At 68.4% G+C, this 25,239-nt stretch carries 25 protein-coding genes and 1 tRNA gene; 14 read left to right on the top strand and 12 right to left on the bottom strand.

Going from position 1 to position 25,239, the window contains the following annotated elements; genetic code table 11:
• Positions 1–190: 190 nt before the first annotated feature.
• Positions 191–1,279 carry a phospholipase D-like domain-containing protein gene (locus tag KSO97_RS04700; RefSeq protein ID WP_232676813.1) on the top strand — a complete coding sequence of 363 codons (1,089 nt, stop codon included), beginning with the start codon at positions 191–193 and terminating at the stop codon, positions 1,277–1,279.
• On the opposite strand, the gene KSO97_RS04695 is transcribed toward KSO97_RS04700, so the two are convergent.
• The 4 genes from KSO97_RS04695 to KSO97_RS04680 form a co-directional block, all read right to left on the bottom strand.
• A complete protein-coding gene (locus KSO97_RS04695) occupies positions 1,276–2,760 on the bottom strand; it encodes a DNA methyltransferase (protein ID WP_232676811.1) in 1,485 nt (494 codons plus the stop codon). The genes KSO97_RS04700 and KSO97_RS04695 overlap by 4 nt on opposite strands.
• Entirely contained in the window at positions 2,757–3,950 is a 1,194-nt protein-coding gene (locus tag KSO97_RS04690) for a DNA methyltransferase (RefSeq protein ID WP_374198451.1), read from the bottom strand. The genes KSO97_RS04695 and KSO97_RS04690 overlap by 4 nt, the downstream gene beginning before the upstream one ends.
• Before the next feature lie 727 nt (positions 3,951–4,677).
• A complete protein-coding gene (locus KSO97_RS04685; RefSeq protein ID WP_232676808.1) occupies positions 4,678–5,124 on the bottom strand; it encodes a hypothetical protein in 447 nt (148 codons plus the stop codon).
• A 78-nt stretch (positions 5,125–5,202) separates the two neighbouring features.
• On the bottom strand, positions 5,203–5,643 hold the full coding sequence (locus tag KSO97_RS04680; protein WP_232676807.1) for a hypothetical protein: 441 nt from the start codon (positions 5,641–5,643) through the stop codon (positions 5,203–5,205).
• Positions 5,644–5,856: 213 nt separating this feature from the next.
• Between KSO97_RS04680 and KSO97_RS04675 the strand changes: the two genes are divergently transcribed.
• From KSO97_RS04675 to KSO97_RS18195, 5 genes are all read left to right on the top strand, one after another.
• Entirely contained in the window at positions 5,857–6,117 is a 261-nt protein-coding gene (locus tag KSO97_RS04675; RefSeq protein ID WP_232676805.1) for a hypothetical protein, read from the top strand.
• Between the two features lie 68 nt (positions 6,118–6,185).
• Entirely contained in the window at positions 6,186–6,647 is a 462-nt protein-coding gene (locus KSO97_RS04670) for a hypothetical protein (RefSeq protein ID WP_232676804.1), read from the top strand.
• A complete protein-coding gene (locus KSO97_RS04665; protein WP_232676803.1) occupies positions 6,641–7,450 on the top strand; it encodes an FtsK/SpoIIIE domain-containing protein in 810 nt (269 codons plus the stop codon). Before KSO97_RS04670 ends, KSO97_RS04665 begins: the two co-directional genes overlap by 7 nt.
• A complete protein-coding gene (locus KSO97_RS18200) occupies positions 7,428–7,679 on the top strand; it encodes a helix-turn-helix domain-containing protein (RefSeq protein WP_308188254.1) in 252 nt (83 codons plus the stop codon). The genes KSO97_RS04665 and KSO97_RS18200 overlap by 23 nt, the downstream gene beginning before the upstream one ends.
• A gap of 19 nt (positions 7,680–7,698) precedes the next feature.
• Positions 7,699–8,817, top strand: a complete 1,119-nt coding sequence (locus KSO97_RS18195; protein ID WP_232676801.1) for a tyrosine-type recombinase/integrase — start codon at positions 7,699–7,701, stop codon at positions 8,815–8,817.
• 399 nt (positions 8,818–9,216) lie between these two features.
• Here KSO97_RS18195 and KSO97_RS04650 read toward each other — a convergent pair.
• Positions 9,217–9,290: transfer RNA gene (locus tag KSO97_RS04650), tRNA-Pro, on the bottom strand.
• A gap of 86 nt (positions 9,291–9,376) precedes the next feature.
• Positions 9,377–10,327, bottom strand: a complete 951-nt coding sequence (locus KSO97_RS04645; protein WP_232676800.1) for a metallophosphoesterase — start codon at positions 10,325–10,327, stop codon at positions 9,377–9,379.
• A 26-nt stretch (positions 10,328–10,353) separates the two neighbouring features.
• On the opposite strand from KSO97_RS04645, the gene KSO97_RS04640 reads away from it, so the two are divergent.
• On the top strand, positions 10,354–10,812 hold the full coding sequence (locus KSO97_RS04640) for a GatB/YqeY domain-containing protein (RefSeq protein WP_232676826.1): 459 nt from the start codon (positions 10,354–10,356) through the stop codon (positions 10,810–10,812).
• A gap of 7 nt (positions 10,813–10,819) precedes the next feature.
• Complete coding sequence (locus KSO97_RS18190) at positions 10,820–13,198, top strand: enoyl-CoA hydratase-related protein (RefSeq protein WP_232676798.1); 2,379 nt, start codon at positions 10,820–10,822, stop codon at positions 13,196–13,198.
• Between the two features lie 156 nt (positions 13,199–13,354).
• On the opposite strand, the gene KSO97_RS04630 is transcribed toward KSO97_RS18190, so the two are convergent.
• Complete coding sequence (locus tag KSO97_RS04630; RefSeq protein ID WP_232676797.1) at positions 13,355–15,670, bottom strand: transglycosylase domain-containing protein; 2,316 nt, start codon at positions 15,668–15,670, stop codon at positions 13,355–13,357.
• 295 nt (positions 15,671–15,965) lie between these two features.
• On the opposite strand from KSO97_RS04630, the gene KSO97_RS04625 reads away from it, so the two are divergent.
• Complete coding sequence (locus KSO97_RS04625; RefSeq protein ID WP_232676795.1) at positions 15,966–16,256, top strand: WhiB family transcriptional regulator; 291 nt, start codon at positions 15,966–15,968, stop codon at positions 16,254–16,256.
• A 192-nt stretch (positions 16,257–16,448) separates the two neighbouring features.
• Here the strand turns inward: KSO97_RS04625 and KSO97_RS04620 are convergent, their stop codons facing one another.
• Both KSO97_RS04620 and KSO97_RS04615 read right to left on the bottom strand, forming a co-directional pair.
• On the bottom strand, positions 16,449–17,621 hold the full coding sequence (locus KSO97_RS04620) for an ArsA-related P-loop ATPase (RefSeq protein ID WP_232676792.1): 1,173 nt from the start codon (positions 17,619–17,621) through the stop codon (positions 16,449–16,451).
• A 31-nt stretch (positions 17,622–17,652) separates the two neighbouring features.
• Positions 17,653–18,654 (bottom strand): ArsA-related P-loop ATPase, encoded by a 1,002-nt coding sequence (locus tag KSO97_RS04615; RefSeq protein WP_232676790.1) that lies wholly within the window; start codon positions 18,652–18,654, stop codon positions 17,653–17,655.
• A gap of 67 nt (positions 18,655–18,721) precedes the next feature.
• Between KSO97_RS04615 and KSO97_RS04610 the strand changes: the two genes are divergently transcribed.
• Entirely contained in the window at positions 18,722–19,471 is a 750-nt protein-coding gene (locus KSO97_RS04610; RefSeq protein ID WP_232676789.1) for an SDR family oxidoreductase, read from the top strand.
• Positions 19,472–19,649: 178 nt separating this feature from the next.
• On the opposite strand, the gene KSO97_RS04605 is transcribed toward KSO97_RS04610, so the two are convergent.
• Positions 19,650–19,973, bottom strand: coding sequence for a TfoX/Sxy family protein (locus KSO97_RS04605; protein ID WP_232676788.1), 324 nt, complete (start codon positions 19,971–19,973; stop codon positions 19,650–19,652).
• 45 nt (positions 19,974–20,018) lie between these two features.
• On the opposite strand from KSO97_RS04605, the gene KSO97_RS04600 reads away from it, so the two are divergent.
• Genes KSO97_RS04600 through KSO97_RS04585 form a run of 4 tightly spaced genes read left to right on the top strand, consistent with a single transcriptional unit; the run spans position 20,019 to position 22,389 of the window.
• The gene (locus tag KSO97_RS04600) at positions 20,019–20,174 is read left to right on the top strand and encodes a DUF4177 domain-containing protein (protein ID WP_232676787.1); all 156 of its coding nucleotides are present in this window, start codon (positions 20,019–20,021) and stop codon (positions 20,172–20,174) included.
• An 11-nt stretch (positions 20,175–20,185) separates the two neighbouring features.
• Positions 20,186–20,668 carry a RidA family protein gene (locus KSO97_RS04595; RefSeq protein WP_232676786.1) on the top strand — a complete coding sequence of 161 codons (483 nt, stop codon included), beginning with the start codon at positions 20,186–20,188 and terminating at the stop codon, positions 20,666–20,668.
• Positions 20,665–21,549, top strand: a complete 885-nt coding sequence (locus KSO97_RS04590) for an NUDIX hydrolase (RefSeq protein WP_232676785.1) — start codon at positions 20,665–20,667, stop codon at positions 21,547–21,549. Before KSO97_RS04595 ends, KSO97_RS04590 begins: the two co-directional genes overlap by 4 nt.
• Positions 21,550–21,561: 12 nt before the next feature.
• Complete coding sequence (locus KSO97_RS04585; RefSeq protein WP_232676784.1) at positions 21,562–22,389, top strand: MBL fold metallo-hydrolase; 828 nt, start codon at positions 21,562–21,564, stop codon at positions 22,387–22,389.
• Between the two features lie 96 nt (positions 22,390–22,485).
• Here KSO97_RS04585 and KSO97_RS04580 read toward each other — a convergent pair whose 3' ends face one another.
• Both KSO97_RS04580 and lysS read right to left on the bottom strand, forming a co-directional pair.
• Positions 22,486–23,433, bottom strand: coding sequence for a hypothetical protein (locus KSO97_RS04580; protein WP_232676783.1), 948 nt, complete (start codon positions 23,431–23,433; stop codon positions 22,486–22,488).
• Positions 23,430–25,190, bottom strand: coding sequence for a lysine--tRNA ligase (gene lysS / locus KSO97_RS04575; protein ID WP_232676782.1), 1,761 nt, complete (start codon positions 25,188–25,190; stop codon positions 23,430–23,432). The genes KSO97_RS04580 and lysS overlap by 4 nt, the downstream gene beginning before the upstream one ends.
• Positions 25,191–25,239: the final 49 nt, after the last annotated feature.

Raw genomic sequence — 25,239 nt, 5'->3', positions numbered from 1 at the left:
CAACGCTTGCGGATCGGTGCCAATGGGCGGTCGCATGCCGGGTTCCCGTCTGTCTGGACGGCACCGAGAGGCGATCTTGAGACGCTACCCGTGTCCGCCTGTCAAACCTCCTCGGCGGACAGGATGACGATGTAAGTTCGCGCGAGCCGGCGGGAAGGCAGTTCGCCGTCGTGGACCACCGGGAGCGACATTGAGTCAGTTCACACTGCAGCCTGATCTCTACAAGACAGGCTCAGCCACCGATCTCTTTGAAGTGTTGAGCGATGTCTGGCCGAAGAAGCCTGACAGTGCCGAGGACTACTTCGTCGTATCAGGTTTCGGATCGTTCAACGGTGGTGTTTCCTTTTATGAACGTTTCCGAGCTCTGACCGCGACCGGGCGTCACGTCACAGCCGTTTTCGGCGGATCCAGGAGCACGAACCAGACAAGCAGACAGCTAACAGATGCGCTCCTTGATTGCGGAGTCGACGTCCATATCGTAAACCGCCGATACATGATGCATTCCAAGCTCTATGGCGCAAAGGCCGACGATGGGAAGCAGAAGCTGGTCATCACCTCGGGAAACTTCACGGGCCCAGGTATTGCAAGGAACGTGGAAAGCACGCTGGCTCTGACGAGCGACCTCACGTCGAAAGTCAATTTCGATTGGGATGGGGTCATGGCAGGACTACTCCACAGCGGACTCGACGTGTTCACTCTCAACAGTGCCACTGAAGACGACCCACGATGGAACTTGCTTTATGATGAAGGTAGTCGCGACTCACGAAAGCCGACCCCAGAAGATAATCAGGATATTCTCGAGTCGCTCATAGTGACCCTCGGTCACGCAGACACTGCGAGAATCCAGGCCGCTCGCGGCACTGACGAGGGTAAGGGGTCACAATACTTTTGGTTGTCCACTGACTCGTATTCTTTCTTTCCTCCTCTTACCATTAGGAACAGGAGGGGCCGTAAAGCGACTTACTCATGCCTGATCAATGTCAACTTCGTGAGTTTGAGTGAGCAGTCAGAAGTCCGAGTGACCTTCGAAGCCGAGAATAATCGTGACTTCCGCCTCGGGACTGGCCGACTGCGACACACTGGAGCGGCCTCCGCGGGAGACCTCGCTGTCTTGAGTCGACGCGGGGAGTACGACTATGAGCTTCGGATAGTGCCAGCGGGTACAAGCCAGTACTTCAAGTTGAGTGCGTATGCCACAGCATTCATCGGCGCTCAGGGAAAGCGCTACGGGTACGCGCCAAACAGCGTCGTTGATCGTGCCCTCAAAGGCGTCAACTAGGCCTCAGCTTTGAGAATTACGGCGCTCTCCGAGTTGACGGCATTACGGGAATGCATGCCGTAGCGCGCCCATGTCTGGAACGGCAAGATCCGCTCCACCGAGTAGCCACGGGTTCGCGCCACCGAGGCCAGCAGAGCGGGTGTGTCGATCAGAGTTTGAGCGTTGCCCGCACCGGTGCGATTGGTACCGACTACGAAAACGGCGGCCTCGCCTGCCGTCAGGTGAAGCCTGAGCGCGCTCAGGGTGTCGGCCATCTGAGCGAAGTATCGGTACAAGAGATTCGGAACGGCGGCGCGTCGGAAACCCGCCCCCGTGTCTGCGTTGCGTTGGGCAATGAGGGAGAGAAGCTCCTGAAGGTCGGCGGGCAACTCGTCCTGGTTGGCAGCCCTGCGTCGTGCCCATGCCCGTGCCTCGGCTGCATTCCACTCACGGCTACCGGTCAACGACTGCTCAAGGTTGCGAAGCTGGCCGGAAGAGTCCAGACCGAGCAGGACGATCGATAGCCGGTCCGTGTCGATATACGGCAACGCTGTCGCGTAGGGGGGTGAGGTAACAACGAGTCGTCGCCCAGGATAAAACGCACGCCCGACCGTCTCCGGCTCTCGCGAGGAGCCAAAGAGTATGCGCGCCTCTCCCAGGGCAGTGCCTTGCATGGTCTCTAGTTCCGACAGCGCGAGGGCGCCGCGATCTGCTGATACCGAAAAGTGCTCTGCCACGTTCGGCCAACACCAGTCGGGGGGACGCCGTCGTACACGGAGGTCTTCCGGAAGCTGCCACGACACTTGCCTGATAATGTTCGACAAACAAAGTCGAGCGACGTCTCTAAGCGGCTCGTCACCCTGCTCAATGATCGCGAGACCCGCCCATAGGGCAGCGAGGACAGGCTCGGGGAACCAAGTCCTGAGGTAGACGTCATCCCGGGACTCGACTTGCGGTGGCGTTGGTGCCTCCGCTCCATCCTGGGCGACCTTCATCGCTTCACAAACGCTACTCACTAGCGTCTCGAATCGGGACGCGATGCCGGTCAAGCCGGCATATGAAAGCGTCTGCGCCTTTACTTCGGCCATCCATCTCGCCAGCGGATTTTGATCGATTCCTGCGGCGTTGAGTCCGAGGCGGCGACCTTCGACGACGGTGGTGCCTGATCCACAGAATGGGTCCAGTAGGGAGGTTGCTGACGGGTCGACGGCGTTAATCAGAGCGCGCGCCATCTGGGGGTTGAACTTTCCCTTGTACTCATGCAGTCCGTGCACCAGGTACCTTGTCGCCTGCCGAGTGGAACGGGTACCCCGCAATGCGTGGTGGCGCGCCTCCACCCGGAACTGCTCGGTCGGTAATCCCTCGACTGACGCGGCGAAAGTTAGACGCGCCGCGATATCTGCCGCGGTCAACCTCTGTCCGCTTAGGGCTTCAAGTTCTGCGCCTGCGAGGTCACGCTCATATTCGAATAGTGAATAGCTGGGCATTGCCGTGCGCATCATCTAGCGTTCCTGAAAACGAGAATATGCTCGGTTCTTCGGCCGCGACTGTGAGCGCGATTGAAGGAGCTCTTTCCGACGTGTATTGCGCGCTCACCTGCGTACTCGGCCGAGTATCCGCAGCTCTTGGCGACATGGGTAAGCAGCGCCCCATTGTCTATCTCGCGTCCGCCGATGACGCTGTCTCCCACGACGACCACGCTGTAGGCGCCATCATGTAAGACTCGCTTCATGGAAGAGAAGACTTGAGACATCTGTTCGGCGAAGTCATTTTCGGTCAAGCCATTAGGGCGTGAGTAGTGGGGTCGGGCGCCGATCTCGTCTCGACGCACAGCGACGGCGTCAAACCCAAGCCAGTACATCCGGTATTTGTGGTACAGCCAATATTCGTAGGCGTTCGGGTACGGCGGTGAGAAGCACGCCAAGGCTACGGAACCATCTGAGATGGCGGAGAGGTCTCGAGCGTCGCCATGAATTACCTCTGCTCGCGTAGATTCCTCATAGCGCGGACTTGCGCCACGCAGCCAGTTGGCGACGCGATCTAGCGAACGGTGCAGCGACTGAGCGACGGTTGTCTGGTCGCCGGGCTTCTCCACGGCCGCGTATCGCGTGTCAGAGTCCTGGCGGGAGATCCGCACGGTTGCGGCAGAGATCGCGGCGGAGAGCCTGTCACTCCAGGGGTCACCCTTCGGAAGAGACTTGGCATAGCTCACCGCGCCAGAGAGCGCGACCTGTGCGTAGTCGTTGAACCAATGGTCCAGCCGTGGGATGCGGGCGAACTCTGGAGCCACGTCGCTTGATCTCAGCGCACTGTCAACAAGTGCGCGGCGGTGCTCGGTCAGCTGCTCCTCGTCCCCCGGCTGCCAGGTCGAAGTGCGCACCCGGCTGATCAGACAGGCCACGGGGTTGATGTCTACGCCGACACTCGACAGGCCGTAGGCACGAGCTTCTGCCAGTGTGGTTCCGGACCCACAGAACGGGTCCAAGACGAGTCCTCCGCGTGGCTGCGTCAGTTGCAGAACCTGGCGCGGCAGTGCGGGAATGTACCTCGCCGGGTACGGGTGAAACTCCTGAGATCGCGCACTCTCGGCGAGACCCCAGTCAGCGCCAGCGAAGGCCTCCTGGACTGGATCGACCGCGGTCTCGGCAGCGCCCGAAGCGTCAGGGGGTCCTTGGGTCAGCAACGACGTCACACTCTCCCACCGCTCGTCAGCCGCGCCATCGTTGTGCGCGACCAGGCCAAGACTAGATAACTCCGCCGACGGTCCGGGTCAGCGGCGCGGCATCCGCTAGGAACTGACGCGGTTCGCAGTACCGCTTGCTGCCTGTTGGCCAGGTCTTGTACCCGGCCCAGCAACCACCCAGATTGGAACGGCAGCACAGGGTCGAGACCCCAGGGCGCCGTGCGAGGTGAGGTTGTAGGCGACCTGTGCCGCAGGTTCTGGCAGGGCTTGTCGGCAGGGCTCTTCCGTGAAGGAAGGTTCAACAGACCCTTCATTGTCGGTGCAGCCTGACAGGCTGAGTCACGTGGCCACCCCCGTAGACGGCTTTGCCGAACACAGAAGTTTCAGTGAGATGCAAGCGCTCCTGGCGCATGCGCACTGGATCCCCTGGCAAAGGGGGTACCTGCGCCAGCATTTGCTGGACCACTTCCCCGGCTGGGAGTGGAACGACCTGCTGGAGATCTGCCGCGCGGCCGAAATTATCGATCCGCGTTCCGGGCGTGGTGCCCCTCTGCGTTGTCTCCGGAGCGTTCGCGCCTTCCACTTCACCAGCCGTGACGCCTGGGCTGTGGAGTGGACGGACGGGACCCTCACAGTTCCTCGGGAATCGTCTGTCAACCTTCCGAACGTCTCTGCCGGTCGTGAAGATTCCCGCCTCTTCTGACGTCCCTTCGTGGTAAGCCGCCATGCGCGGCGTTCACTGATGTCCGCTGGCCCTCGCGATGAGTGCATCATCCCGTACCGCACTGACACCACGCTGTGCAAAGAGAGTGACCAGTGCAGGCTCATCGGCTGGGGTCATCTCTAGGTAGGAGTCGGCCATGAAGGTGCTTCGCTCCTGACCGATTGGCCAATCATCGCCTGCCAATTCGAGTGCAACGGTGGCGGCGGGGACGGGCCACAACTCGAAGTCGTTGATGTCGAACGGTTCATCCGCCTCGTATTCGGCCGCTGCTTCCCCCGGCTCGAAGGGCGGACCGACCCACCGGACATCCGAGGCCAGCTGGAGGGCGTCGCCCCAGGTGGTGACTTTGCGCCAGCGTTGCACCTCGTCGGAGGCTCCTCGGGCATAGTCGGCGGGAAGGAATGTCAGCAGGTCGTTGGCGTAGATGCCATACACGACATCGGTGGGGAACTGGCTCACACCGTCATGATGGCGCACTGATGAATCTCGCGTGGCCGGATCTGGGCCGAGTGCGACTACCTCACCCAAGCTCGAGATTCACTCCGGCTCAGTCCAGTCTGGGAAGTACCAACGGAAGGCGACTCCGTTGATCTCGAAGGTCGCCTCTCGACCGCTGTTCTCAAGTTCACGCATCTCCTTCGCGATGCGTGCGACGTCCGGAAACTGGCGGTGAAAGTTGCCGGCACTGCTGAGCCCCATGGCTTCGGTCAGTGCGTGCTGAGGCACCCCAATGCTCAGTGCGTTGGCCATTTCGATCTGCAGGTAGGCATCAACGGACTCGCGGGCCATCCGACCCGCAACGACTCCTGATAGCGGCCCAAGCCGCAGGTCCTCGTTGAGATCTGCGAACCGCCGGGTGACGTAGTCCCGCCAGAAGACAGCGGCGCCCGCGCGTATCTGAGCGCCTGCCTCCAGGTACGTCGGAGGCTCTGAGAGCAAGCGGCGCAGTGGCTCGAGGTTGAACGGGATGCGGGGCATGAAGGCACCCTAAGTCATTGCCTACTAAAAATAGTAGACACCCGCCGGGGGGTCGTGGCACACTGTTGTTAGCACCTATAAATAGTAGGGCTGCCGTCGTCTGACGGGTATCAAGGAGGCACCATGCCTAAGATTTTGGAGGTGGCGGCGAGGAACCTCGTCGTCATGCTCCTGGGGGGCGACCCCCGGGAGGTGTTCGAGTACGTGGACGGTGTGCGCACCGACAAGCCGCGGGTCTCGGTGGACGGACGGCCGCTCTGGCGGTTCGAGGCTGCGATCGAGGTTGACGGGCATGCCGTTGGCGCCTGCTCGGTCCTGACGTGTACGCCGGAGGTCGTCACGGGGCAGCCGATGGGGACGCGTCTCGTCGGGCAGGGCGGGATCGTCAAGGCCACGCCGGATTCTCAGTTCGAGATTCGTGTGACCCTCACGATCCCGACCCTGGTTGCCGAGAAGCGGGCGTCGGCGGCGTGAACACGCAAACGTCCTACGGCCGGTCGGGTGGCTCTCGCGAGCTGCCCGGCCGGGCCACGCTCGGAGACTTGTTCCTGGAGCTGCTGCTTTACGTGCTCCTGGCTCTTCTGCCCGGCCTGGTGATTTGCGGGGCTGGGGTGGCCGCCTGGCTGATGTTGCCCCGGCAGGCATGTGTCGCGGCGATCCTCCTCCTGGGAGCGATCCTTCTGCTTTCGATTCGCTGGCAGTGGTGGTGGCTGCGAGCCGTCGTCGTTCGGTACTCGCTGACCTCGAAGCTCCGCCGCATCGGCCTGACTAACAGTGTCGGTGAAACCCCCCGCGTGCTGTCAGTGAGGTGGCGCCGAAACGTGACTTCGATCCGGTTCTCGACAACTGGTGGGCACGCCTACGGCCAGTTCGCTGCGAGTCGATCCGAGTTGATGGCCGTCTTCGGCGGCGTTGATGTCGACGTTAGTCAGGGCAAGCGCTGCGTTGTCATCGACGTGATCCGGCGGTCCGCGTTCCAGGTCGATCAACCACAGTCATGGTGACGACGACCGTGCTCGCGGATTTGGGGACTGCCAGCGATGGTCGCCCGGTCCGCGTGGACCTTCTCGGGGTCGCTGCTCACTGGGCGATCCAAGGCGGAACGCGCAGCGGGAAGTCTCAGATGGCTTACAACGTGCTGGGCCGTCTCGCCGGCGACCCGCGGGTTCGAGTGATCGGTTGTGACCCGTCGAGTCTGTTGCTGGCCCCCCACGCCGAGCGCGGTGAATCCCTCATCGCGCTCGGCGTGGGGGAGGTGTCGCAGGCGGTTGAAGTGCTGCGGTGGGCGAAGGGCGAGTCAGACAAGCGCACTCGGTGGATGCTTACGTCGCGGATCGACAAGGTGACATCACTGAGCCCGGCGCAGCCACTCATTCTTGTGGTTCTGGAGGAATACGCCGGACTGCTGGAGGCCGCTGAAGACGAGGACTCGTCGCTGGGTAGGCGGCCCGGTGATCGATTGGAGCCACACATCAGGCGGTTGGTCCGCCAGCTAGTTGCTCAGTCCGCCAAGTCCGCGATCCGGGTCCTCATGTTCACCCAGCGGGCGGAGGCCTCGATTGTCGGCGGTGCTAGCCGCTCGAACTTCGGCGTACGTCTGAGTATGCGGGTCGACAACCCGGACTCCGTCCGAATGCTTCATCCGTCCGCCGATCCGGGTCGCTGCGAAGCGATCATGCAATTTGCGCCGGGGGTGGGGTATCTGGAAGTTCCAGGTCAAGCCGCCCGAGTTCTGCGGGGGCCGGTCACCGGGTACGCCGAATACTTCGATCGCGTCTTGCGGGGTGGAGAGCCGTCGCGTGGATGACCTGGAGCACCCGCCGCGCCAATCGATTCGCGGGCGCGTCGCTGGTGACGACGAGTGCGATCCGCTGTTGCGATCCGCTCAAGTCGCCAACTGGCTCTCCGTGTCGAAGTCGACGCTTGTTCGCTGGCGCAAGTCAGGCCACGGGCCCGAGGTGCTCTGGCTCTCGGAGGACCTACCCAGATACCGAACTTCGGATGTACAGCGCTGGCTCCGTTCGCGAGCTAGCTGAATCAGAATTGAGGAATGACGTGCCTGTTCGTCGCGGAAATAAGTGGGAAGCTCGTCTCAAGATCAATGGTCTCGTCGTCCAGACCAAGCGTTTCGACACCAAGCGCGAGGCTGCAGCGTGGGAGTACGAGGCCAGGGGTAAGCATCGCGAATCGGGCTTCAATCCGGCCCGGGGCAAGAAGCCAGTTGAGGTTGTACTTATCTCTTACCTCGAGGACAGAGTTGGGCGGGTCAGTCCGACCACTCTCGCCAACGACCGCTTTCTCCTGCCGACTCAAGGGCAGCTCACCGGAAAGTCTGGCACGCAGCCGTTATTGCCGATCTGGCTGCGCAAGCTGAACGTAGGCGACGTCACGTCTGGTCACGTCAAGCGTTGGCAGGATTCTCTGCTGGCGAGGGGGTTGGCGCCGACTTCAGTCAAGCGTCACCGAGAATCGCTCTCCTCATTCTTCGCCTGGTGCGTTGAGCAGGGGTACGCCGCCGCTAACCCGGTAAAGGGGGCGGCGCCCCCCAAGGATCGGCGGCCAACCGAACAGATGCGGCCCCTGCCGGAGCCCGAGCTTGACGAGGTCGTCGCCGAGGTGGCTCGTCGCAGTCCCGGCTATGCGGACCTCATCGTGGTCTTGGCACGCACTGGGATCAGGTGGGGGGAGTGTCGGGCCTTGCGTGTTCAGGACTTCACTGAGGTCCCGATGCCGATGCTTTGGGTGGGTCGGAACCAGCCTGAGGGCGTGCCCACAGCCAAGGCAACGAAGTCGGGGCTCGGTCGAAGGGTTCCGCTGTCTAACGCTGTGCTTCCTGCGGTCCGGCGCTTCGCGGCGGGAAAGGCGCCCGATTCCCTTCTGTTCACGCGTCCCGGCGGCGGGCAGCTGCACCGTTCGATGCTGGTGCGTCAAACGAGTTGGACCAAGGTAGGACGGGGTCGCACTCTGCACGACCTGCGGCACACGGCCGCTTGCTTGTGGCTCATGAGTGGCGTTCCTCTGGGAACCGTTCAGGCCTGGCTGGGTCACAGCACCATCGCGATGACCAGTCGTTACCTGCACCATCTCGGTGACTACGCAGATCGGGCAGCCCTCGAACTTCTGAATGGCACCCGAGGCAGTGGCGCAAAGGCCGATGATGAGGAGACGGGATGACCTCCCTGTCGGCCGACATCGTCGAGAAACTCAACGCCGCCGGCTCATCAGTGCGGACTGTGCAAGGCGTTAGTTCGGGACTTCGAAGTGGCGGGGGAGCAGCTGCGGCTGTGACGAGCGTCAGTGCCGCGTCCTCCAGCACTCTGAACGCGACGGGTGCACGTGTCCGCGGCTCATACTCCGCGCATACGCCGGCCCACGAGGGACTCACCCAAGGACGCGAGCTGAGTGGGGCAACCCGTGCGGTGGCTGTGCGGCCTGACGCAGTCCCCTCGCGCTGGCAACTTTGACCAAGCTTCCCCGGGGGTGACTTAGGGGTGAGCAGCAATAGGAGGGAGGTAGGGCGCGAAAAAGCCCCTGACCCACGTCTTCGCAGGTCAGGGGCCAATTCCAGATCGGTCGGGCTGACAGGATTTGAACCTGCGGCCTCCTCGTCCCGAACGAGGCGCGCTACCAAGCTGCGCCACAGCCCGATCCATGAGCCGGCAGAGCCGGACTCACAAGCACGGGAGCATACCGGAGCGGACGGGGTGCACCCCAATCGGGCGGCGCCTCGGAGTCAGCCGCGCGAGACCAGCCGCAGCAGCGTCGCCTCGGGGCGGCAGGCCAGCCGGAGCCGCACGAACGGGTTGGACCCGATGCCGGCCGAGATGTGCAGCCACGACGAGCCGGGGTCACCCGGTCTCGTATCGGCGGGATGGCGATGCAGGCCGCGCGCGCGTGCCGGTTCAAGGTCGCAGTTGGTGGTGAGCGCCCGTCCGGTGAAGGGCAGACAGACCTGCCCGCCGTGGGTGTGGCCGGCCAGGATCGCGTCGTACCCGTCGCGGGCGTAGGCGTCGAGTACGCGCAGGTACGGCGCATGCGCCACCGCGAGCCGGACGTCGGGCGGCTCCTCACCGCCGGCCTCGACCGCACCCGTGACGGTTTCGAGCCGGTCATAGCCCAGGTGCGGGTCGTCGACGCCGCCGAAGGCGAGTCGCAGGTCGCCGATCGTGAGCTGCCCGCGGCGGTTGGTCAGGTCCAGCCAGCCGGCCTCCACGAAGCGCTGGGAGAGCTCACGCCACGGCAGGTGCGGGGTGTCGGTGTAGCGACGCCCGGTGTCGGGCAGCAGGTAGCGCAGCGGGTTGCGCATCTTCGGTTCGAAGTAGTCGTTCGAGCCGTGGACGAAGACGCCGGGCCGGTCCATCAGCGGCGCCAGCGCGTCGGCCAGCGCCGGGACGGAGTCGCGGTGCGCCAGGTTGTCGCCGGTGTCGACGACGAGGTCGGGCTCGAGGCTCGCGAGTCCGCGCAGCCAGTCGAGCTTGCGCTGCTGGGTCGGCACCAGATGGATGTCGCTCAGATGCAGCACCCGCAGCGGCCGTGCGCCGTCCGGCAGGATCGGCAGGTCCACGTGCCGCAGTGTGTAGCAGCGTGCCTCGTGCGCGGCGTACCCGACGACGCCGGCTCCGGCCAGCATCGCCCCGAGGCCGCCGTAGGCCCACGCGCGCGGCGGAACGGAGGTGAGCGGCATCGGTCCAGGCTGCCACAATGAGCACCATGGCCACGCTCAAGGACCAGCTCCACGCCGACCTCACGGTCGCCATCAAGGCACGTGAGGCTGTCCGAACCTCCACCCTGCGGATGGTGCTCTCCGCGATCACCACGGCCGAGGTCGCGGGCAAGGTGGCCAAGGAGCTCACCGACGACGAGGTCATCGGCGTGCTCACCAGCGAGGCCAAGAAGCGCCGCGAGGCGGCGACGGCGTTCGAGGACGGCGGACGAGCCGAGAGCGCCGCGAAGGAGCGCGCCGAGGCCGAGGTCATCGCCGAGTACCTCCCCGAGCAGCTGACCGCCGACGAGATCGCCGGACTGGTCGCCGCTGCGATCGAGCAGACGGGCGCGGCCGGCGAGGGCATGAAGGCGATGGGCAAGGTGATGGGCGTCGTCACGCCGCAGGTCAAGGGCCGGGCGGACGGCGGCGCTCTCGCCGCCGAGGTCCGCAAGCAGCTCGGCTGATCCGGCGGTGTTCCCCACAGACGTGGCCGCGGGCCCGGTTCTCCGCGCAGACGACCTCGACCCTCGTACCCCGGTACTGATCGGCGTCGGCCAGAGTTCCGAACGACCGGAGGACGACGGCTACGCGGCGCTCTCGCCCGTCGAGCTGGCCGCCGCGGCCTCACGTGAGGCGCTGGCGGACGCCGGTGCGACGGGCGGGGCCGGAGCGGGCGCCGCGGCGCCCCGCGGCATCGCCGCGACGCGTCAGTTCGAGAACTCGGTGCCGGTCACGCAGGCTCCGTTCGGACGCTCCACCAACCTGCCCCGCTCGGTCGCGACGAGGATCGGTGCCGATCCCGCGCGTGCGGTGCTCGCGCCGACCGGTGGCACCTCGCCGCAGCAGCTGATCACCGAGTTCGCCGGCGAGATCGCCGCCGGGCGGGCCCGCGCCGTCCTGATCACGGGCGCCGAGGCGGGCTCGACCGTCCGGCACCTGCAGCGCGCCGGCCAGAGCCGGGACTGGAGCGAGGACCCCGGCGGGCAGCTGGAGGACCGCGGGTACGGCCTGCGTGGCCTGATCTCGCAACGCGCCGTGCAGCACGGCATGACCGGCACAATCGTTCAGTACGCCGTCCTGGAGAACGCGCGACGCGCGCGCCGTGGTCTGAGCAAGGCGGAGGGCCTGGCCGAGATGGGCGCGCTCTTCGATCGGTTCAGCGCCGTCGCCGCCGAGAACCCGCATGCCGTGGTGCGCGAGCACCTCGACGCCGCGACTCTGACCACCGTCGACGACCGCAACCGGCTCGTCGCCACGCCCTACCCGCGGTTCATGATCGCCCGCGACATGGTCAACCAGGGCGCCGCCGCGGTGCTCACCTCGATCGAGGAGGCCCGCCGGCTCGGCGTGCCGGAAGACCGCTGGGTGTTCCTCCACGGCCACGCCGCCATTGCCGAGGCCGACATGTTCGCCCGGCCCGACCTCGACGCGCCGGGTGCGCAGATCGCGGTCCGGGCTGCGCTGGAGATGGCCGGCGTGGGCGTCGACGACGTCGACTGGTTCGACTTCTACAGCTGCTACCCGATCGCGGTGCTCAACGTCATCGACCAGCTCGGCATCGCGCTCGACGACCCGCGGGGACTCACCGTCACCGGCGGTCTGCCCTTCTTCGGCGGCCCCGGCAACAACTACTCGCTGCATCCCGTCGTCGAGATCGTGCACCGCGCCCGCCGTGAGCGTGACGGCGTCGGCCTCGTCGGCGCGAACGGCGGCTCGCTGTCGAAGTACGCCGTCGGCGTCTACAGCGCGCGACCGGCCGTCTGGAGCGCCGGTGACTCCGCGAGACTCCAGGCCGAGTACGACCAGCGCCCCCTCGCCCGACTCACCGACCACCCCGAGGGTTGGGCGAGCATCGATACCTACACGGTGCAGCACGCGGCGACGGGTCGGACGGCGATCGTGGTCGCCCGTCTCGACGACGGGCGCCGCTTCGTGGCCAACGCCGTTCCCGGCGACGACGCGCTGCTCGACCAGCTCGACGGCCCCGAGGAGTCCGTGGGCGTGCGTGTGTTCGCGCGTCACGTCGGACCGACGAACGTCGTCGCCCTCGACGCCGCGACGGTCGAGGCCTTCGCGCCCCGACCGCCCGGAGCGTGGCGCTCGGACTACGAGCACGCGGACGTGCGCCGCGAGGGACACGTCGTCGAGATCGCACTGCGCGCGGACGCACTCGGCGGCCCGGCCCACCGGGAGCTGTCGGAGGTCTTCGACGCCTTCGAGGCCGACCGCGACGCCTGGGTCGCGGTGCTCAGCGGACCCGCCGGAGGCTCGTTCTGCCGCGGCGAGGACCCGGCCCAGGCGTTCTCGGGAGCTCCGCCTGCCACCGGCGTCGGCGGTCTGAGCCGTCGCCGCCTGACCAAGCCGGTGATCGCCGCAATCGAGGGCGACGCCGTCGGGACCGGGCTCGAGATCGCCCTCGCGGCCACGCTGATCGTGGTCGCCGACGACGCCAGGCTCGCACTCGACCACATCACGCGCGCCCGCTACGCCGAACACGGCGGCGTTGCACGGCTCGCGCACCGGCTGCCGGCGGCGCTCGTCGCCGATCTCGCGATCACCGGTCGAGCGATCACCGGCGAGGACGCCGTTCGCTACGGGCTCGCCAGCCGGCTCGCGCCGTCCGGGAGTGCGAGGAAGGTGGCCCGAGAGCTCGCGGCCGAGATCGCCACGCACTCGCCGACCGCCGTCCGGGTGAATCTCGAGGTGCTCGCCGACGCCCGGTCGATGAGCGAGGTCGACGCCGTCGCGTACGTCTCGGCCTCCTACGACGACATCACGTTCACCGACGACGGCTGGGAGGCCGGCCTCGCTCCGGGCGAGGGCCGCGACCCGGTCTGGCGCAACAGGTAGCGAGCGCCCCGGCCGACCCCCCAGGACCCGGTCATCGAGCCGTCACCCGGTCATCGAGCCTGTCGAGATGCGGGGTCTCGACAAGCTCGACCACCGTGGCCGGTGGTCGAGGAGGTCGCTCTGCGACCGTCGCGAGACCCGGCGAGCGCCGAGAGGTCAGCGGCCTCCGCGTCCCCGTCCGCCACGGTCGCGGGGCTGACGGCCGTTGGACTCGAAGACGAGCACGGTGTCGCCCGCACCGAAGGTCGATCCGCCGCCGGGCACGGTGTAGGCGGCCGTGCCGCTCGGCTGACGCGAGCGCACCCGCGGACCACGCTCGGCGTTGAACCCGGCGTCCTCGAGCGCTGCGATGGCGGAGTCGACGCTCATGCCCGCGACGAACGGCACCGGAGTGAGCACGCCGACGACGTCCTGGGCGGACGGTGCCACGAACGACTCCGGCGCGAGCAGGGGCGCGATGGCCTGCATCGCGTCGCCCCAGATCGGGCCCGCCGTCGTGGAGCCGGCAGCGCTGTAGGTGGTGCTGCCGCCGAGAACCTGGCCATCCAGGGTGATCCAGTTGCCGTTGTCGTCGGCGCCGGCCACCATCGACGCCGTCGCCAGGTTCGGGGTGTAGCCGACGAACCACACGCTGAACGAGCCGTTGGTGGTACCGGTCTTGCCGGCGTCGTCGCGGTCGTTGAGCGAGATGCCGGCGTTGTAGCCGAAGCCGCCGGGCTCGAGCACCCCGCGCAGCACGTCGTTCACGGCGTCGGCGGCGGGCCCGGGAATCACCTGCGTGCACTGGGAGGGGTACTCCTTGACCACGTTGCCGCCGGCGTCCTCGATCATCGAGACCGGGCGCGAGGTGCAGTGCAGACCGCGCGCGGCGAAGGTCGCGTACGCCTCGGCCATCTCCAGCGGGCTCACGTCGGCCACGCCGAGGGTGAACGACGGCACCATCTCGCGGTCCTTGTCGTTCGGCGTCAGCTGCACACCCATCGACTTCGCGAGGTTGTACGGCTCGCAGATGCCCGTCTCCATCTCGAGCTGGGCGAAGAAGGTGTTCACCGACTGCCGGGTGCCGGTGTAGAGGTTGAACGTGCCCGAGCCGGTGGAGTTCTTGGGGTCCCAGATCTGGGTCGAGGCGTAGGGACCGTCGCACGTCTCGAACTGGTTCATGGGCAGGAAGACCTGCGGAGGCGAGGAGATCGAGCGGTTCAGCGGGATGTCCTGCAGGATCGCCGCCGTCAGCACGAAGGCCTTGAACGTCGACCCCGCCTGGAAGCCGTTGGCGTTGCCGTACTTCCGGGGCACGGTGTAGTTCAGGTAGGTCTGGCCGAGGTTCTTCTTGCGTCCCATCGGACGCGACTGCGCGAGCGCGCGCACGTCCCCCGTGCCCGGCTCCACCATCGCGAGCGCGCCGATCGCGCGATCCTTGGCGAAGACGCGTTGACGCACCGAGTCGTCGGCGGCCTTCTGGAACCGCAGGTCGATCGTGGTGTGGATGGTCAGCCCGCCGCTGTAGATGAGGCGCTCTCGCTCCTCCTTGTCGCGACCCAGCGCCGGGTCCTGCAGCAACCAGGCGAGCGCGTACTGGCAGAAGAACGGCGCCCGGCTGTTCACGCAGCCGTTGCTGCTGGGCTGCGGGTCGAGCCCGAGGCCGCGCTTCTTGACATTGTCGGCGCGCTGTTGCGGGACGACACCGAGCTCGGCCATCCGGTCCAGCACGACGTCGCGACGCTCGATGGTGCGGTCGGGATTGTCGGTGGGGTCGAACGCCGAGGGACTCTGCACGAGGCCCGCGAGGATCGCAGCCTGGTTGAGGTCCAGTTCGCGGGCGTTGACGTTGAAGTAGTGCTTCGCCGCGGCCTGGACGCCGTAGGCGCTGTCGCCGAAGTAGACGGTGTTGAGGTAGGTCTCGAGGATCTGGTCCTTGGAGTACTCGTTCTCCAGCGCGATGGCGTAGCGAAGCTCGCGGATCTTGCGCGCGTAGGTGTCGTCGGTGGCCGCCTCGGCCTCCTCCTCCGACGTCGCGTTGTAGAGCAGCGTCTGCTTGACCAGCTGCTGGGTGATCGTCGAGCCACCCTGGACGACGCCGCCCTCGGCCGCGTTGGCGAAGAGGGCGCGCAACGTGCCGCGGAGGTCCAGCGCGCCGTGCTGGTAGAACCGGTAGTCCTCGATGGCGAGCAGCGCCTTGACCATCAGGCGTGAGATCTGGTTCAGCGAGACGTTGGTGCGGTTCTGGTCGAAGACGGAGGCGAGCACCGTGCCGTCCTCGGCGAGGATCGTGGTGCGCTGGGGCAGTGCGCCGATCTCGAAGTCCTGCGGCAGGTCGGTCATCGTGTCGGCGGTCTTGTTCGCCGCGACGCCCGCCAGACCGGCGAACGGAAGGGCGATGCCGGAGACGATCACGCCGAGGATCACCGACACGACCGCCATCGCAGCGAGGTGCGTGGCGATCTGGCCGGGGCGAGGACGGGGGGCTGGCACCCGCCAAATGTACGTGGTCGCCGGGTGCGCCCCGGCCTCTCGTCCGACACGGGCCGCCCGCTCGTGCCGGCAGGCCGCCTCCGGGCTCGTCTCCCGTCGCGAGGCGGGGGGAGACCAGGGGTGGACTAGTCATCTCGGGCTATGCCAGTTGAGTCGCATGGGCGGTGGTACGGACCAGTTGCCGCACGTAGCGTTTCCGTCGTCAAGAGATGGGACTGGTGGGGGTGTCCCGGCGTCACAGGGTTGTGGCGTCAGCCGAGGACACACCCGTCTCGCGAACGATCTGGGGACTGACATGTGGGTTGAAGACTGGGCGCCGCGCGCCGCTTGCCGGGCGGACAACCCGGACACGCTGTTCGTACGGGGTGCGGAGCAGAACAAGGCCAAGCAGGTCTGCCAGACGTGCCCAGTGCGCACCGAGTGCCTCGCCGAGGCGCTGGACAACCAGATCGAATGGGGCGTGTGGGGCGGCATGACCGAGCGGGAGCGCCGCGCGCTGCTGCGTCGTCGTCCGACCGCGTCGTGGCGCGCTGTGCTCGAGACCGCCCGCGAAGGCGCGTCGTCCGAGCCCGTCGTCGCCGTCTGAGGCGGGTCTCTCGCTTCTGGGTTTCCCCGGTCGGCCGGGGAAACCTGCACCTGCAGCTTTCCCCGGTCCACAGGCAAAACCAGCACTCAGCGCGCGAAGCTTCGCCCGTCCGGTGACAGTTTCGCCCGTCGGGATGCAGGTTTCGCCGGTCAGCCGGGGAAACCAGCGAATCTCACCGGCAAACCCGCAGCCCTACGCGCCGGAGTCCGCGAGCAGGGCTCCGATCCGTCGCAGGCCACTGAGGTCGTGGACGTCCGCCGCGAGCGCGGGCACTACAGCGGTGGGCACCTGCGGATGCGCCTTGGCGAATCCCGCCCGCAGTCTGGCCTCCCGCTCCACCGAGCGAGACTGGTCGGCGTGCAACCGCAGCAGGCCCGCCGTCACCGAGGCGGGGTCCTTCGCGCGGAGCCGTTGCCCGGCCGCCATCGCCTCGTCGGCGCTGAGATCGCCTGACGGCGGCGCGCTCGCGCGGTTGACCACCAGGCCCGCCAGCGGCATCGCGTCCTCGCTGAGCCGCTCCACGAAGTAGGCGGCCTCGCGCAGCGCGTCCGGCTCCGGCGCGGCGACGACGAGGAACGCCGTCCCGTCGGCCTGCAGGAGGGCGTAGGTCCTCATGGCGCGCTGGCGGAAGCCGCCGAAGACGGTGTCGATCGCGGTCACGAAGGTCTGCAGATCGCGCAGGACCTGGGCGCCGAGCACCTTGGTGAGGGCGTTGGTGATCAGCGAGAAGCCGGCTCCGAGCAGCTTCGCCGGCCCCTTCGCGGGCGCCAGCATGAGCTTGATGAACCGGCCGTCGAGGAAGCTGGAGAGCCGCTCGGGGGCGTCGAGGAAGTCCAGCGCCGAGCGCGACGGCGGGGTGTCGACGACGATCAGGTCGTAGGTCCCGTCGCGGCGCGCGTCGGCGTGGATCTGGCCGAGCTTCTCCATCGCCATGTACTCCTGCGTGCCCGCGAACGAGCTGGAGAGTGCGATGTAGAAGGGGTTCTCCAGGATCTGCTGGGCCTTCTCCGGGCTGGCCTGGCTCTCCACGACCTCGTCGAAGGTGCGCTTCATGTCGAGCATCATCGCGTCGAGCGAGCCGCCGGCGGCCGGGTCGACGTCGGTCACCGGGCGCGGGGTGTTGTCGAGACTCTCGATGCCCATCGACTGCGCCAGCCGCCTGGCCGGGTCGATGGTCAGCACGACCACCGTGCGCCCACGTTCGGCCGCGCGCAGCGCGGGCGCGGCGGCGGTCGTCGTCTTACCGACGCCGCCCGAGCCGCAGCACACGATGATCCCGACCGAGCGGTCGTCGAGCAGACGGTCGACGTCGAGCGCGGGCGCGGTGGTCAGCCCGGTCGGGCCCACGCGGGTTCGGGTGCTCATCGGGCGTCCTCTCGGGTCGCTTCGCGCGTGGTCATGCCAGCCCCTGCTCGCGCAGTCGGGAGGCCAGGTCGTAGAGGGCGCCGAGATCGACGCCCTGCGGCAGTCGGGGCAGCTCGTAGACCGGCACGCCGAGGTCGTTGACGAGCGCGCGCTGGGTGTTCTCCAGGTCGCGACGTTCGGCGTGGTCCCGCGCGGCGGTGAGGAGTCCGTCGACGAGGTCGTCGTCGGGGGTCATGCCGGCGGCCGCGAGATCGGAGGCGATCGTCCCTGCCTCGACCGCGGTCAGATCCTTCGGGCTCAGCTCCTGGGGCCGCACGAGGTTGACGATCACTCCGCCCACCGGCAGGTCGACGGCACGCAGTTCGGAGATGCCGTCCGCCGTCTCCTGCACCGGCATCTCCTCCAGCACGGTCACCAGGTGCACGGCGGTGCGCGGCGAGCGGAAGAGCGTCATCATCGTGTCCGACTGCGACTTGATCGGACCGACCTTCGCCAGACCCGCGAGCTCGTTGGACACGTTGAGGAACTGGGTGATCCGGCCCGTGGGCGGTGCGTCGAGCACGACGGCGTCGTACTGGATGGCGCCCTTGTTGCGACTGTTGCGCTGCACGGCCTCGAACACCTTGCCGGTGAGAAGCACGTCCCGGACGCCGGGAGCGATCGTGGTGGCGAACTCGATGACACCGAACTTGTCGAGCGCACGGCCTGCGCGACCCAGCTTGTAGTACATCGCGAGGTACTCCAGCAGCGCCGACTCGGCGTCGATGTGGAGGGCGTGAACGAGCCCCGGGCCGCCGGCCGAGCCCTGCGCGCGGTCACGCTCGGGGAGTCCGGTGGCGAGACGTCGCTCGGCGTAGGGCAGCGGGTCGACGTCGAACATCCGGGCGATGCCCTGGCGTCCCTCCACCTCGCAGAGCAGGACGTTCTTGCCGTGACCCGCCAGGGCGAGGGCCAGGGCCGCAGCCACCGTGGACTTGCCGGTGCCGCCCTTGCCGGTGACCACGTGCAGACGCACCTTCGGCCAGTCGCTCATGCGCCGGACACTAGTGCCTGGCGACCTCGCCCTTGCGGTGAACGAGGCGGCCCGATGGGATGGGCTCGTGAAGATCGCTGTGGCCGGTGCGACCGGCGTCGTCGGGCGGCAGGTCGGCGACGTCGCCGTCGAGCGCGGGCACGAGGTCGTGCCGCTGACACGCTCGAGCGGCGTCGACCTGACGGCGGGCGCGGCGGTCGCGGACGTGCTCGCGCAACGGTTGGGCGGTGTCGAGACGGTGCTCGACCTGACCGGGACGACGGCGCAGAGCGAGCGCGGTGCCTCGGCCTTCTTCGGTGCGGTGACCCAGGCCCTGCTCGCCGGCGAGCAGGCTGCCGGCGTCGGACACCACGTCGCGCTGTCGATCGTGGGCATCGACGGCTCGGCATCGGGCTACTACCGCGGCAAGCAGCACCAGGAGCACCTGGTCGCAGCGGGCGCGACGCCCTGGTCGGTGCTGCGTGCCACCCAGTTCCACGAGTTCGCCGAGCAGTTGCTGGGCTTCGTGCGGATCGGACCGGTCTCCGTCGTCCCGGTGATGCTCAGCCAGCCGATCGCCGCGCGCGAGGTCGCCGAGGCACTGGTGGATCTGGCCGAGGGTGGGCCCGTGGGTCGCGCGCCCGACCTCGCGGGCCCCGAGGAGGTGCGGATGGACCTCGCCGCGCGTCGCGTGGCGCGCGCCCGCGGGATGAGACGTCGGGTCGTGCGGGTGCCGCTGCCGGGTGCCGCCGGCAAGGCGATGCGCTCGGGTGCCCTGCTGCCGAAGGGCGACGGACCGCGTGGGCGGCAGACCTTCGAGGAGTGGCTCGGCGCCTGATCGGCCGAGGCTCCTACTTAGTGATCCCGCGGATAGGGCAGATGCCGGCCGGGCCCCGCCCCCGCACGCACCTGAGCACCTCCTCGTCAGTCGCCGTGCCTCCGGCACGGCTCCCTCCTCGTCGGCACTCATGCACGCACCGGGACGACGCCCACCACGACAGCCCCCATCCGCGGAATCACTTCGGCGGCAGCGACGTCGCGACGGCGAGGCCGCGCGCGACCCACGGCGTCAGCTGGGCCCCGTCGAGTGCGGTCGTGTCGACTCGCAGCCAGGTGCGCGACTCACGGCCCCCCATCACCAGGGGCACGACCGCGACACCGTCGATGAGGCCGGGGGAGTCCTCGGCGGTCACTCGGACGAGCACCCCGCCCTGCCCGCTGACGCAGACCGCCAGGTTGCCGCCGACCATGAACCCGAGCCCGCCGAACATCGGCTTCTCCACGGTGCCCGGGGGCAGCAGGTCGCGCACGCGATCGGCCAGGTCGACGTCGTACGCCATACGGAGCAGTCTGCACCGGGACGCGGCCTGAGTAGTCTGCGAGCCATGACGAAGTGGGAGTACCTGACCGCGCCGATCCTCACGCACGCCGCCAAGCAGATCCTCGACAACTTCGGGGCCGAGGGGTGGGAGCTGGTGCAGATCGCGCCGGGGATGAACCCCGAGAACCTGGTCGGCTACTTCAAGCGCCCGCTCCAGTGACGGACGCCGCGGTGACCGTCGAGGGGCGCCTGAGCGCGCTCGGCCTCAGCGTGCCGGACGTCGTGCCGCCCGTCGCCGCCTACACGCCGGCCGTGGTCACCGGTGCCTACGTGCACACCTCGGGACAGCTGCCGATGCGGGCCGGCGAGCTGATCGCCACCGGCAAGGTCGGCGCCGGCGTGACGGCCGAGGAGGCCTACGCCTGCGCACAGCAGTGTGCGCTGAACGCGATCGCGGCGGTGAAGTCGGTGATCGGCGACCTCGAGCGGGTTCGCCGCGTCGTCAAGGTCGTCGTGTTCGTCGCCTCCTCCGCGGAGTTCACCGGGCAGCCGCAGGTCGCCAACGGCGCCTCCGAGCTGCTCGGCGAGGCGTTCGGCGAGGCCGGGGTGCACGCGCGCTCCGCCGTCGGCGTGGCCGTGCTGCCGCTGGATGCGCCGGTCGAGGTCGAGATCGTGGTCGAGCTGGACGCGGCTGAACGGGGCGGTGCCTCATGAGGATCCCGCTTCCGCCCGTGCCGCTCCCGCCGCACCTGGCCGACGTCGCGGCCGAGTTCGCCGACGGCACCCGCGTCGCCGTAGAACCCCGTGACGCCGCGACGGTGGTGCTGATGCGCTCCGGCGACTCCGCCGACGATCGGGGCCCCGAGGTCTACCTCCTTCGTCGGCACGTCTCGATGGAGTTCGCCGGTGGGATGGCCGTGTTCCCCGGCGGGGGTGTCGACCCGCGCGACTTCGACGCCGACGTCGCCTGGGCCGGTCCGACGCCTTCGGAGTGGGCCGAGCGACTGGGCTGCGACGAGGACACGGCGCGAGCACTCGTCTGTGCCGCCGTGCGCGAGACCTTCGAGGAGTCCGGGGTCCTGCTCGCCGGGCCGCTCGAGCGCCCCGACGACGTCGTGGCCGACACGACCGGCGACGACTGGGAGGCCGACCGGTTCGCCCTGGAGTCGCGTGACCTGTCGATGACCGACTTCCTCAACCGGCGCGGGCTGGTGCTGCGCACCGATCTGCTCGGCACCTGGTCGGGCTGGCTGACGCCGGTGTTCGAGTCCAAGCGCTACCGCACCTGGTTCTTCGTCGCTCAGCTGCCGGCGGGGCAGCTCACCCGCGATGTCTCCACCGAGTCCTCCTCGGTGACGTGGCTGCCGGCGGCGATCGCCGCCGACCGGGCCGATGGCGGAGACCTGGCGATGCTGCCGCCGACGTACCTGACCTGCCTGGAGGTCGGCACCCACCCCGACGTGGACGCCGTCCTGGCTGCGGCGCAGGGCCGCCGGGTCACCATGTTCACCCCCGAGGTCGAGCCGCTCGGCGACGGCTTCACGCTCTCCATGCCCGACGACCTCCGCCCGCTGGTCGCGCAGCGGCGCGTGTAGGAGAGGTACGCGATGACAGCGGGGAGCGACTGGGCCGTCTGGGACGGCGGGCGGTTCGGCGACCGTGCCGTCTGCGTGCGAGCCGACAACCCGGGCCCGTTCACCCTCGACGGCACCAACACCTGGGTGCTGCGAGAGCCGGGCGCCGCGCGGTGCGTGATCGTGGATCCTGGCCCCGACCTCGCCGAGCACGTGGACGCCGTCCTCGCCGAGGCGGGCGACGTCGGGCTGGTGCTCATCACCCACCACCACTTCGACCACACCGACGCCGTCGAGCTGGTGCGTGAGCGAACCGGTGCGCCGGTACGGGCGGTCTCGTCGGAGTGGTGCCGTGACGCCGACCCGCTCGGCGACGACGAGGAGATCGACGTCGACGGCCTGCACCTCCGCGCCGTCCACACCCCCGGGCACACGGCCGACTCGGTGAGCTTCGTACTCCCGGCGGAGCGGGTGCTGCTCACCGGAGACATGGTGCTCGGGCGCGGCACGACGATCGTGGCGCACCCCGACGGCGCGCTGCGGCCCTACTTCGCCTCGCTGGAGAAGATGCGGTCGCTGGTCGCCAACGGCGAGGTCGACGCCGTCTGGCCGGCCCACGGTCCCGTGCAGCCCGATGCGGGCGGCGTGCTGGACTACTACCTCGCCCACCGCCGTCAGCGCCTGGACGGCGTCCGCGCGGCCCTGGGTCAGCTCGGCGTCGAAGCCGGCCCGCACCTGTTGGAGGACGAGGCTCTCCCGCGCCGCGTCGTCGAGATCGTCTACGCCGACGTCGACGAGTCGATGTGGGATGCCGCGGACTGGTCGGTCACCGCCCAGCTCGCCTACCTCGCCACGGAGTAGTCGATCGCCGCCGTCTCGGTCATCGAGCATGTCGAGATGCGGTGGGGTCTCGGCACGCTCGACCACCGGGGGTGCGGCGCGGCCCCGGGCCTGTGGTCAGAAGAGTGGTGCGGTGAGCTCCGAGTCGGGCTCAGGCGCGGGCTTCTCCTTCGCGACGGTTTTCTTCGCCGTTGCCTTCGTGGCGGCGCGGCCCTCCGTGGCGCGCTCCTGCCGCTCGCCCGAGCCGGCACGGCGCTTGCGGGCGCCGGGGAGCCGGCCGACGAGGTCGACGACGGGTTCGAGGAGGTTGACCAGCTCGGCGGCGGAGGCGTCGATGCCCGCGGCGGAGGTGGCCAGGCCGGAGGCCGAGGTGTCGATGCCGGACGCCGCCTCGCGCACGCCGCCCACGACGGGCTCGAGCTTGGCGAGGATCGGACCGATCCGGTCGATGTTCTCCATCAGACCGCCGAGCCGGTCGATGATGCCGTCCTCGGCGACGAGCTGCTCGATCAGACCTTCCTGATCGAGGAGGCGGTCGACGACGCCGCCCGGGGCGAGCATCCGCTCGATCGCTCCCTCCTGGGCGAGGAGCCGCTCGAGTGCACCACCGGGTGCGACGATGCGGTCCATCAGACCACCAGGCTCCAGGGCCTGGTCCAGGGCGCCGCCGGGTGCCAGCAGGCGATCGACCGGGCCGTGGTTGACCAGCGCGCGGTCGATCAGGCCACCCGGCGAGATCAGGCGGTCCAGGACGCCGCCGCGTGCGCTCAGGCGCGCCAGCACGCCGTTCTCGTCGAGCACGCGGTCGACGACGCCGCCCGGCATCAGCGCCTGCCCCAGTGGACGGTCGGGCGCGGTGACGTTCGAGAGCAGGTGCAGCAGCCGGGCCGGGCCGTCGGGGGCGATGAGTCGCGAGACGCCGATGCTGGCCTCGCCGAACGCGATGAAGGCGCGGAACGGGAAGAGCGCCGCGGCGACCAGGCCCTCGCCGATCTCCCGCGGGGAGGACGGCGTCCACCACAGGTGCACCGTGCGTGCAGGGGCCTCGACGGCCGCGGTGCTCACGAGCGCTCCCCGCCGGCCGGTGGTGTCAGCAGGTTCCGCACGGTCTCGGCGCCCAGCGCGAGCACCAGTGTGGGCAGGCGCGGCCCGCGCTCGGCGTCCACGAGAAGTCGGTAGAGCAGGCTGAAGAACGACTTCTGGTCGGCCTTGACCTCGTCGGTCGGTCCGTCCTCCAGGCCCAGGCCGCGGGCCAGCTTCGGCACGCCGTAGACCAGCGCCGTCGCGGTCTCGAGATCGAGGTCGTCGGGCAGCCGGTCGACGAAGATCCGCAGCCAGAGCTCCTCGTCCTCGCTCAGCGCAGCGAGTCGCGCGACGTCGGGAGTGCTGCGGACCGTGGTCCGGTCGTCCTCGGGCACGTACTCGCCCATCCAGGTCATCGCCCGGCTCAGACGAGGCTCGAGGTCGGCCACGGAGTCGTGCGGGTAACCGGCGTTGCCGACGACGCGGCTGATCAGGTCGGCGCTTCCGGTGGTGACGTCGGCGACCGAGGACAGCATCCGGAACGGCACCGTGACGGCGGGCCGCGGCAGGTCGCCGGCGGTCGTCGTCGAGACCGCTCGCTCGTAGGCGAGGACGGCGGCGTCGCGCTTGGCCGGGTCGGCTGCCTTCTTCGTCAGCGCGTCCCACTCGTCGTACAGACGCAGCATCTCGGCGCCGAAGTCGACGTTGAACGCCTGCTTGGGCTGGCGGCGCACGTAGAGCCACCGCAGGATCGGCGCCTCCAGGATCCGGAGCGCCTCGGCAGCGGTCGGCACGCCGCCGCGGGAGGAGGACATCTTCACCTGGCCGGCGACGCCCACGAAGGCGTACGCCACGAAGGACGGCGCGATCGCGTCGTAGAGCTTCACGACCTCCTTGCCGACGGTGTAGGAGGAACCGGGGGTCGCGTGGTCCAGGCCGCCGGGCTCGAAGTCGACGCCCTCCACCGACCAGCGCATCGGCCAGTCGACCTTCCACACCAGCTTGCCCTCGTGCTGGTTGCGGATGTTCGTCACGCCGGTGAACGCGCACGCGTCGCAGGTGTAGCCGAGGTCGGTGGTCTGCTCGTCGTAGGACGTCAACGTGACCGTGTCGCGCCCGCAGTCGCGGCAGTAGGGCTTGTACGGGAAGCGCGCGAGGTCGCCTGCGCCGTCGTCTCCCGACGTCACGTCGTCGTCCTCGGCGGTGGACTCGGTGACCTCGCCGCCGTCGGCCGGGCCCTGCTGGGGGCCTTTCTTGGTGCGGTGGCGCGCGAGGACGGCCTCGATGGCGTCGCGGTGCTCGATCGCGTGCAGCACCTGCTCGGTATAGGCGCCGGCGCGGTAGCGGTCGGTCTGGTCGATCTCCTCCATCTCGCACCCGAGCTCGACCAGCGCCGCGCGCAGCGGCGCCTTGAAGTGCTCGGCCCACGAGGCGTGGCACTCCCACGGGTCCGGGACGTCGGAGAGCGGCTTGCCGACGTGGGTCGACCAGCTCGGATCGACACCGGCGGGCACCTTGCGGAAGCGGTCGAAGTCGTCCCACGACTGCAGGTGGCGCACGGGGACGCCGCGGCGGGCGATCTCGTCCGCGACGAAGTGCACGGTCAGGAACTCGCGCAGGTTGCCCAGGTGGATCGGGCCCGAGGGGCTGATGCCGGATGCGCAGGTGACCCTGCCCTGCCACGCACCCGGCGCGCCGCTGAGATGGCCCTGCTGCTGGGCCTGCCGGATCGCCGCGTCGGCCGCCCGGGTCACCCAATCGACCGGGTCTGACTTCTCCTGCTGGTCCGCGCGTGCCACGGCGGTCGAGGCTACAGGCGCCGCGCCGTCCGAGCCGAGTCGGCGGTGC

It is taken from the genome of Nocardioides sp. R-C-SC26, from assembly GCF_021246465.1.
Lineage (GTDB): Bacteria > Actinomycetota > Actinomycetes > Propionibacteriales > Nocardioidaceae > Nocardioides.
Note: the sequence above shows the minus strand (reverse complement) of the source record. Positions and strands in the feature narration are given on the sequence as shown.

Coding starts and splice junctions, on each gene's coding strand:
- KSO97_RS04615 (WP_232676790.1), bottom strand. CDS start 18,654: ATGAGCGACTGGCCGAAGGTGCGTCTGCACGTGGTCACCGGCAAGGGC.
- KSO97_RS04600 (WP_232676787.1), top strand. CDS start 20,019: ATGACGAAGTGGGAGTACCTGACCGCGCCGATCCTCACGCACGCCGCC.
- KSO97_RS04620 (WP_232676792.1), bottom strand. CDS start 17,621: ATGAGCACCCGAACCCGCGTGGGCCCGACCGGGCTGACCACCGCGCCC.
- KSO97_RS04645 (WP_232676800.1), bottom strand. CDS start 10,327: ATGCCGCTCACCTCCGTTCCGCCGCGCGCGTGGGCCTACGGCGGCCTC.
- KSO97_RS04625 (WP_232676795.1), top strand. CDS start 15,966: ATGTGGGTTGAAGACTGGGCGCCGCGCGCCGCTTGCCGGGCGGACAAC.
- KSO97_RS04590 (WP_232676785.1), top strand. CDS start 20,665: ATGAGGATCCCGCTTCCGCCCGTGCCGCTCCCGCCGCACCTGGCCGAC.
- KSO97_RS04585 (WP_232676784.1), top strand. CDS start 21,562: ATGACAGCGGGGAGCGACTGGGCCGTCTGGGACGGCGGGCGGTTCGGC.
- KSO97_RS04695 (WP_232676811.1), bottom strand. CDS start 2,760: ATGATGCGCACGGCAATGCCCAGCTATTCACTATTCGAATATGAGCGT.
- KSO97_RS04680 (WP_232676807.1), bottom strand. CDS start 5,643: ATGCCCCGCATCCCGTTCAACCTCGAGCCACTGCGCCGCTTGCTCTCA.
- KSO97_RS04665 (WP_232676803.1), top strand. CDS start 6,641: ATGGTGACGACGACCGTGCTCGCGGATTTGGGGACTGCCAGCGATGGT.
- KSO97_RS04605 (WP_232676788.1), bottom strand. CDS start 19,973: ATGGCGTACGACGTCGACCTGGCCGATCGCGTGCGCGACCTGCTGCCC.
- KSO97_RS04640 (WP_232676826.1), top strand. CDS start 10,354: ATGGCCACGCTCAAGGACCAGCTCCACGCCGACCTCACGGTCGCCATC.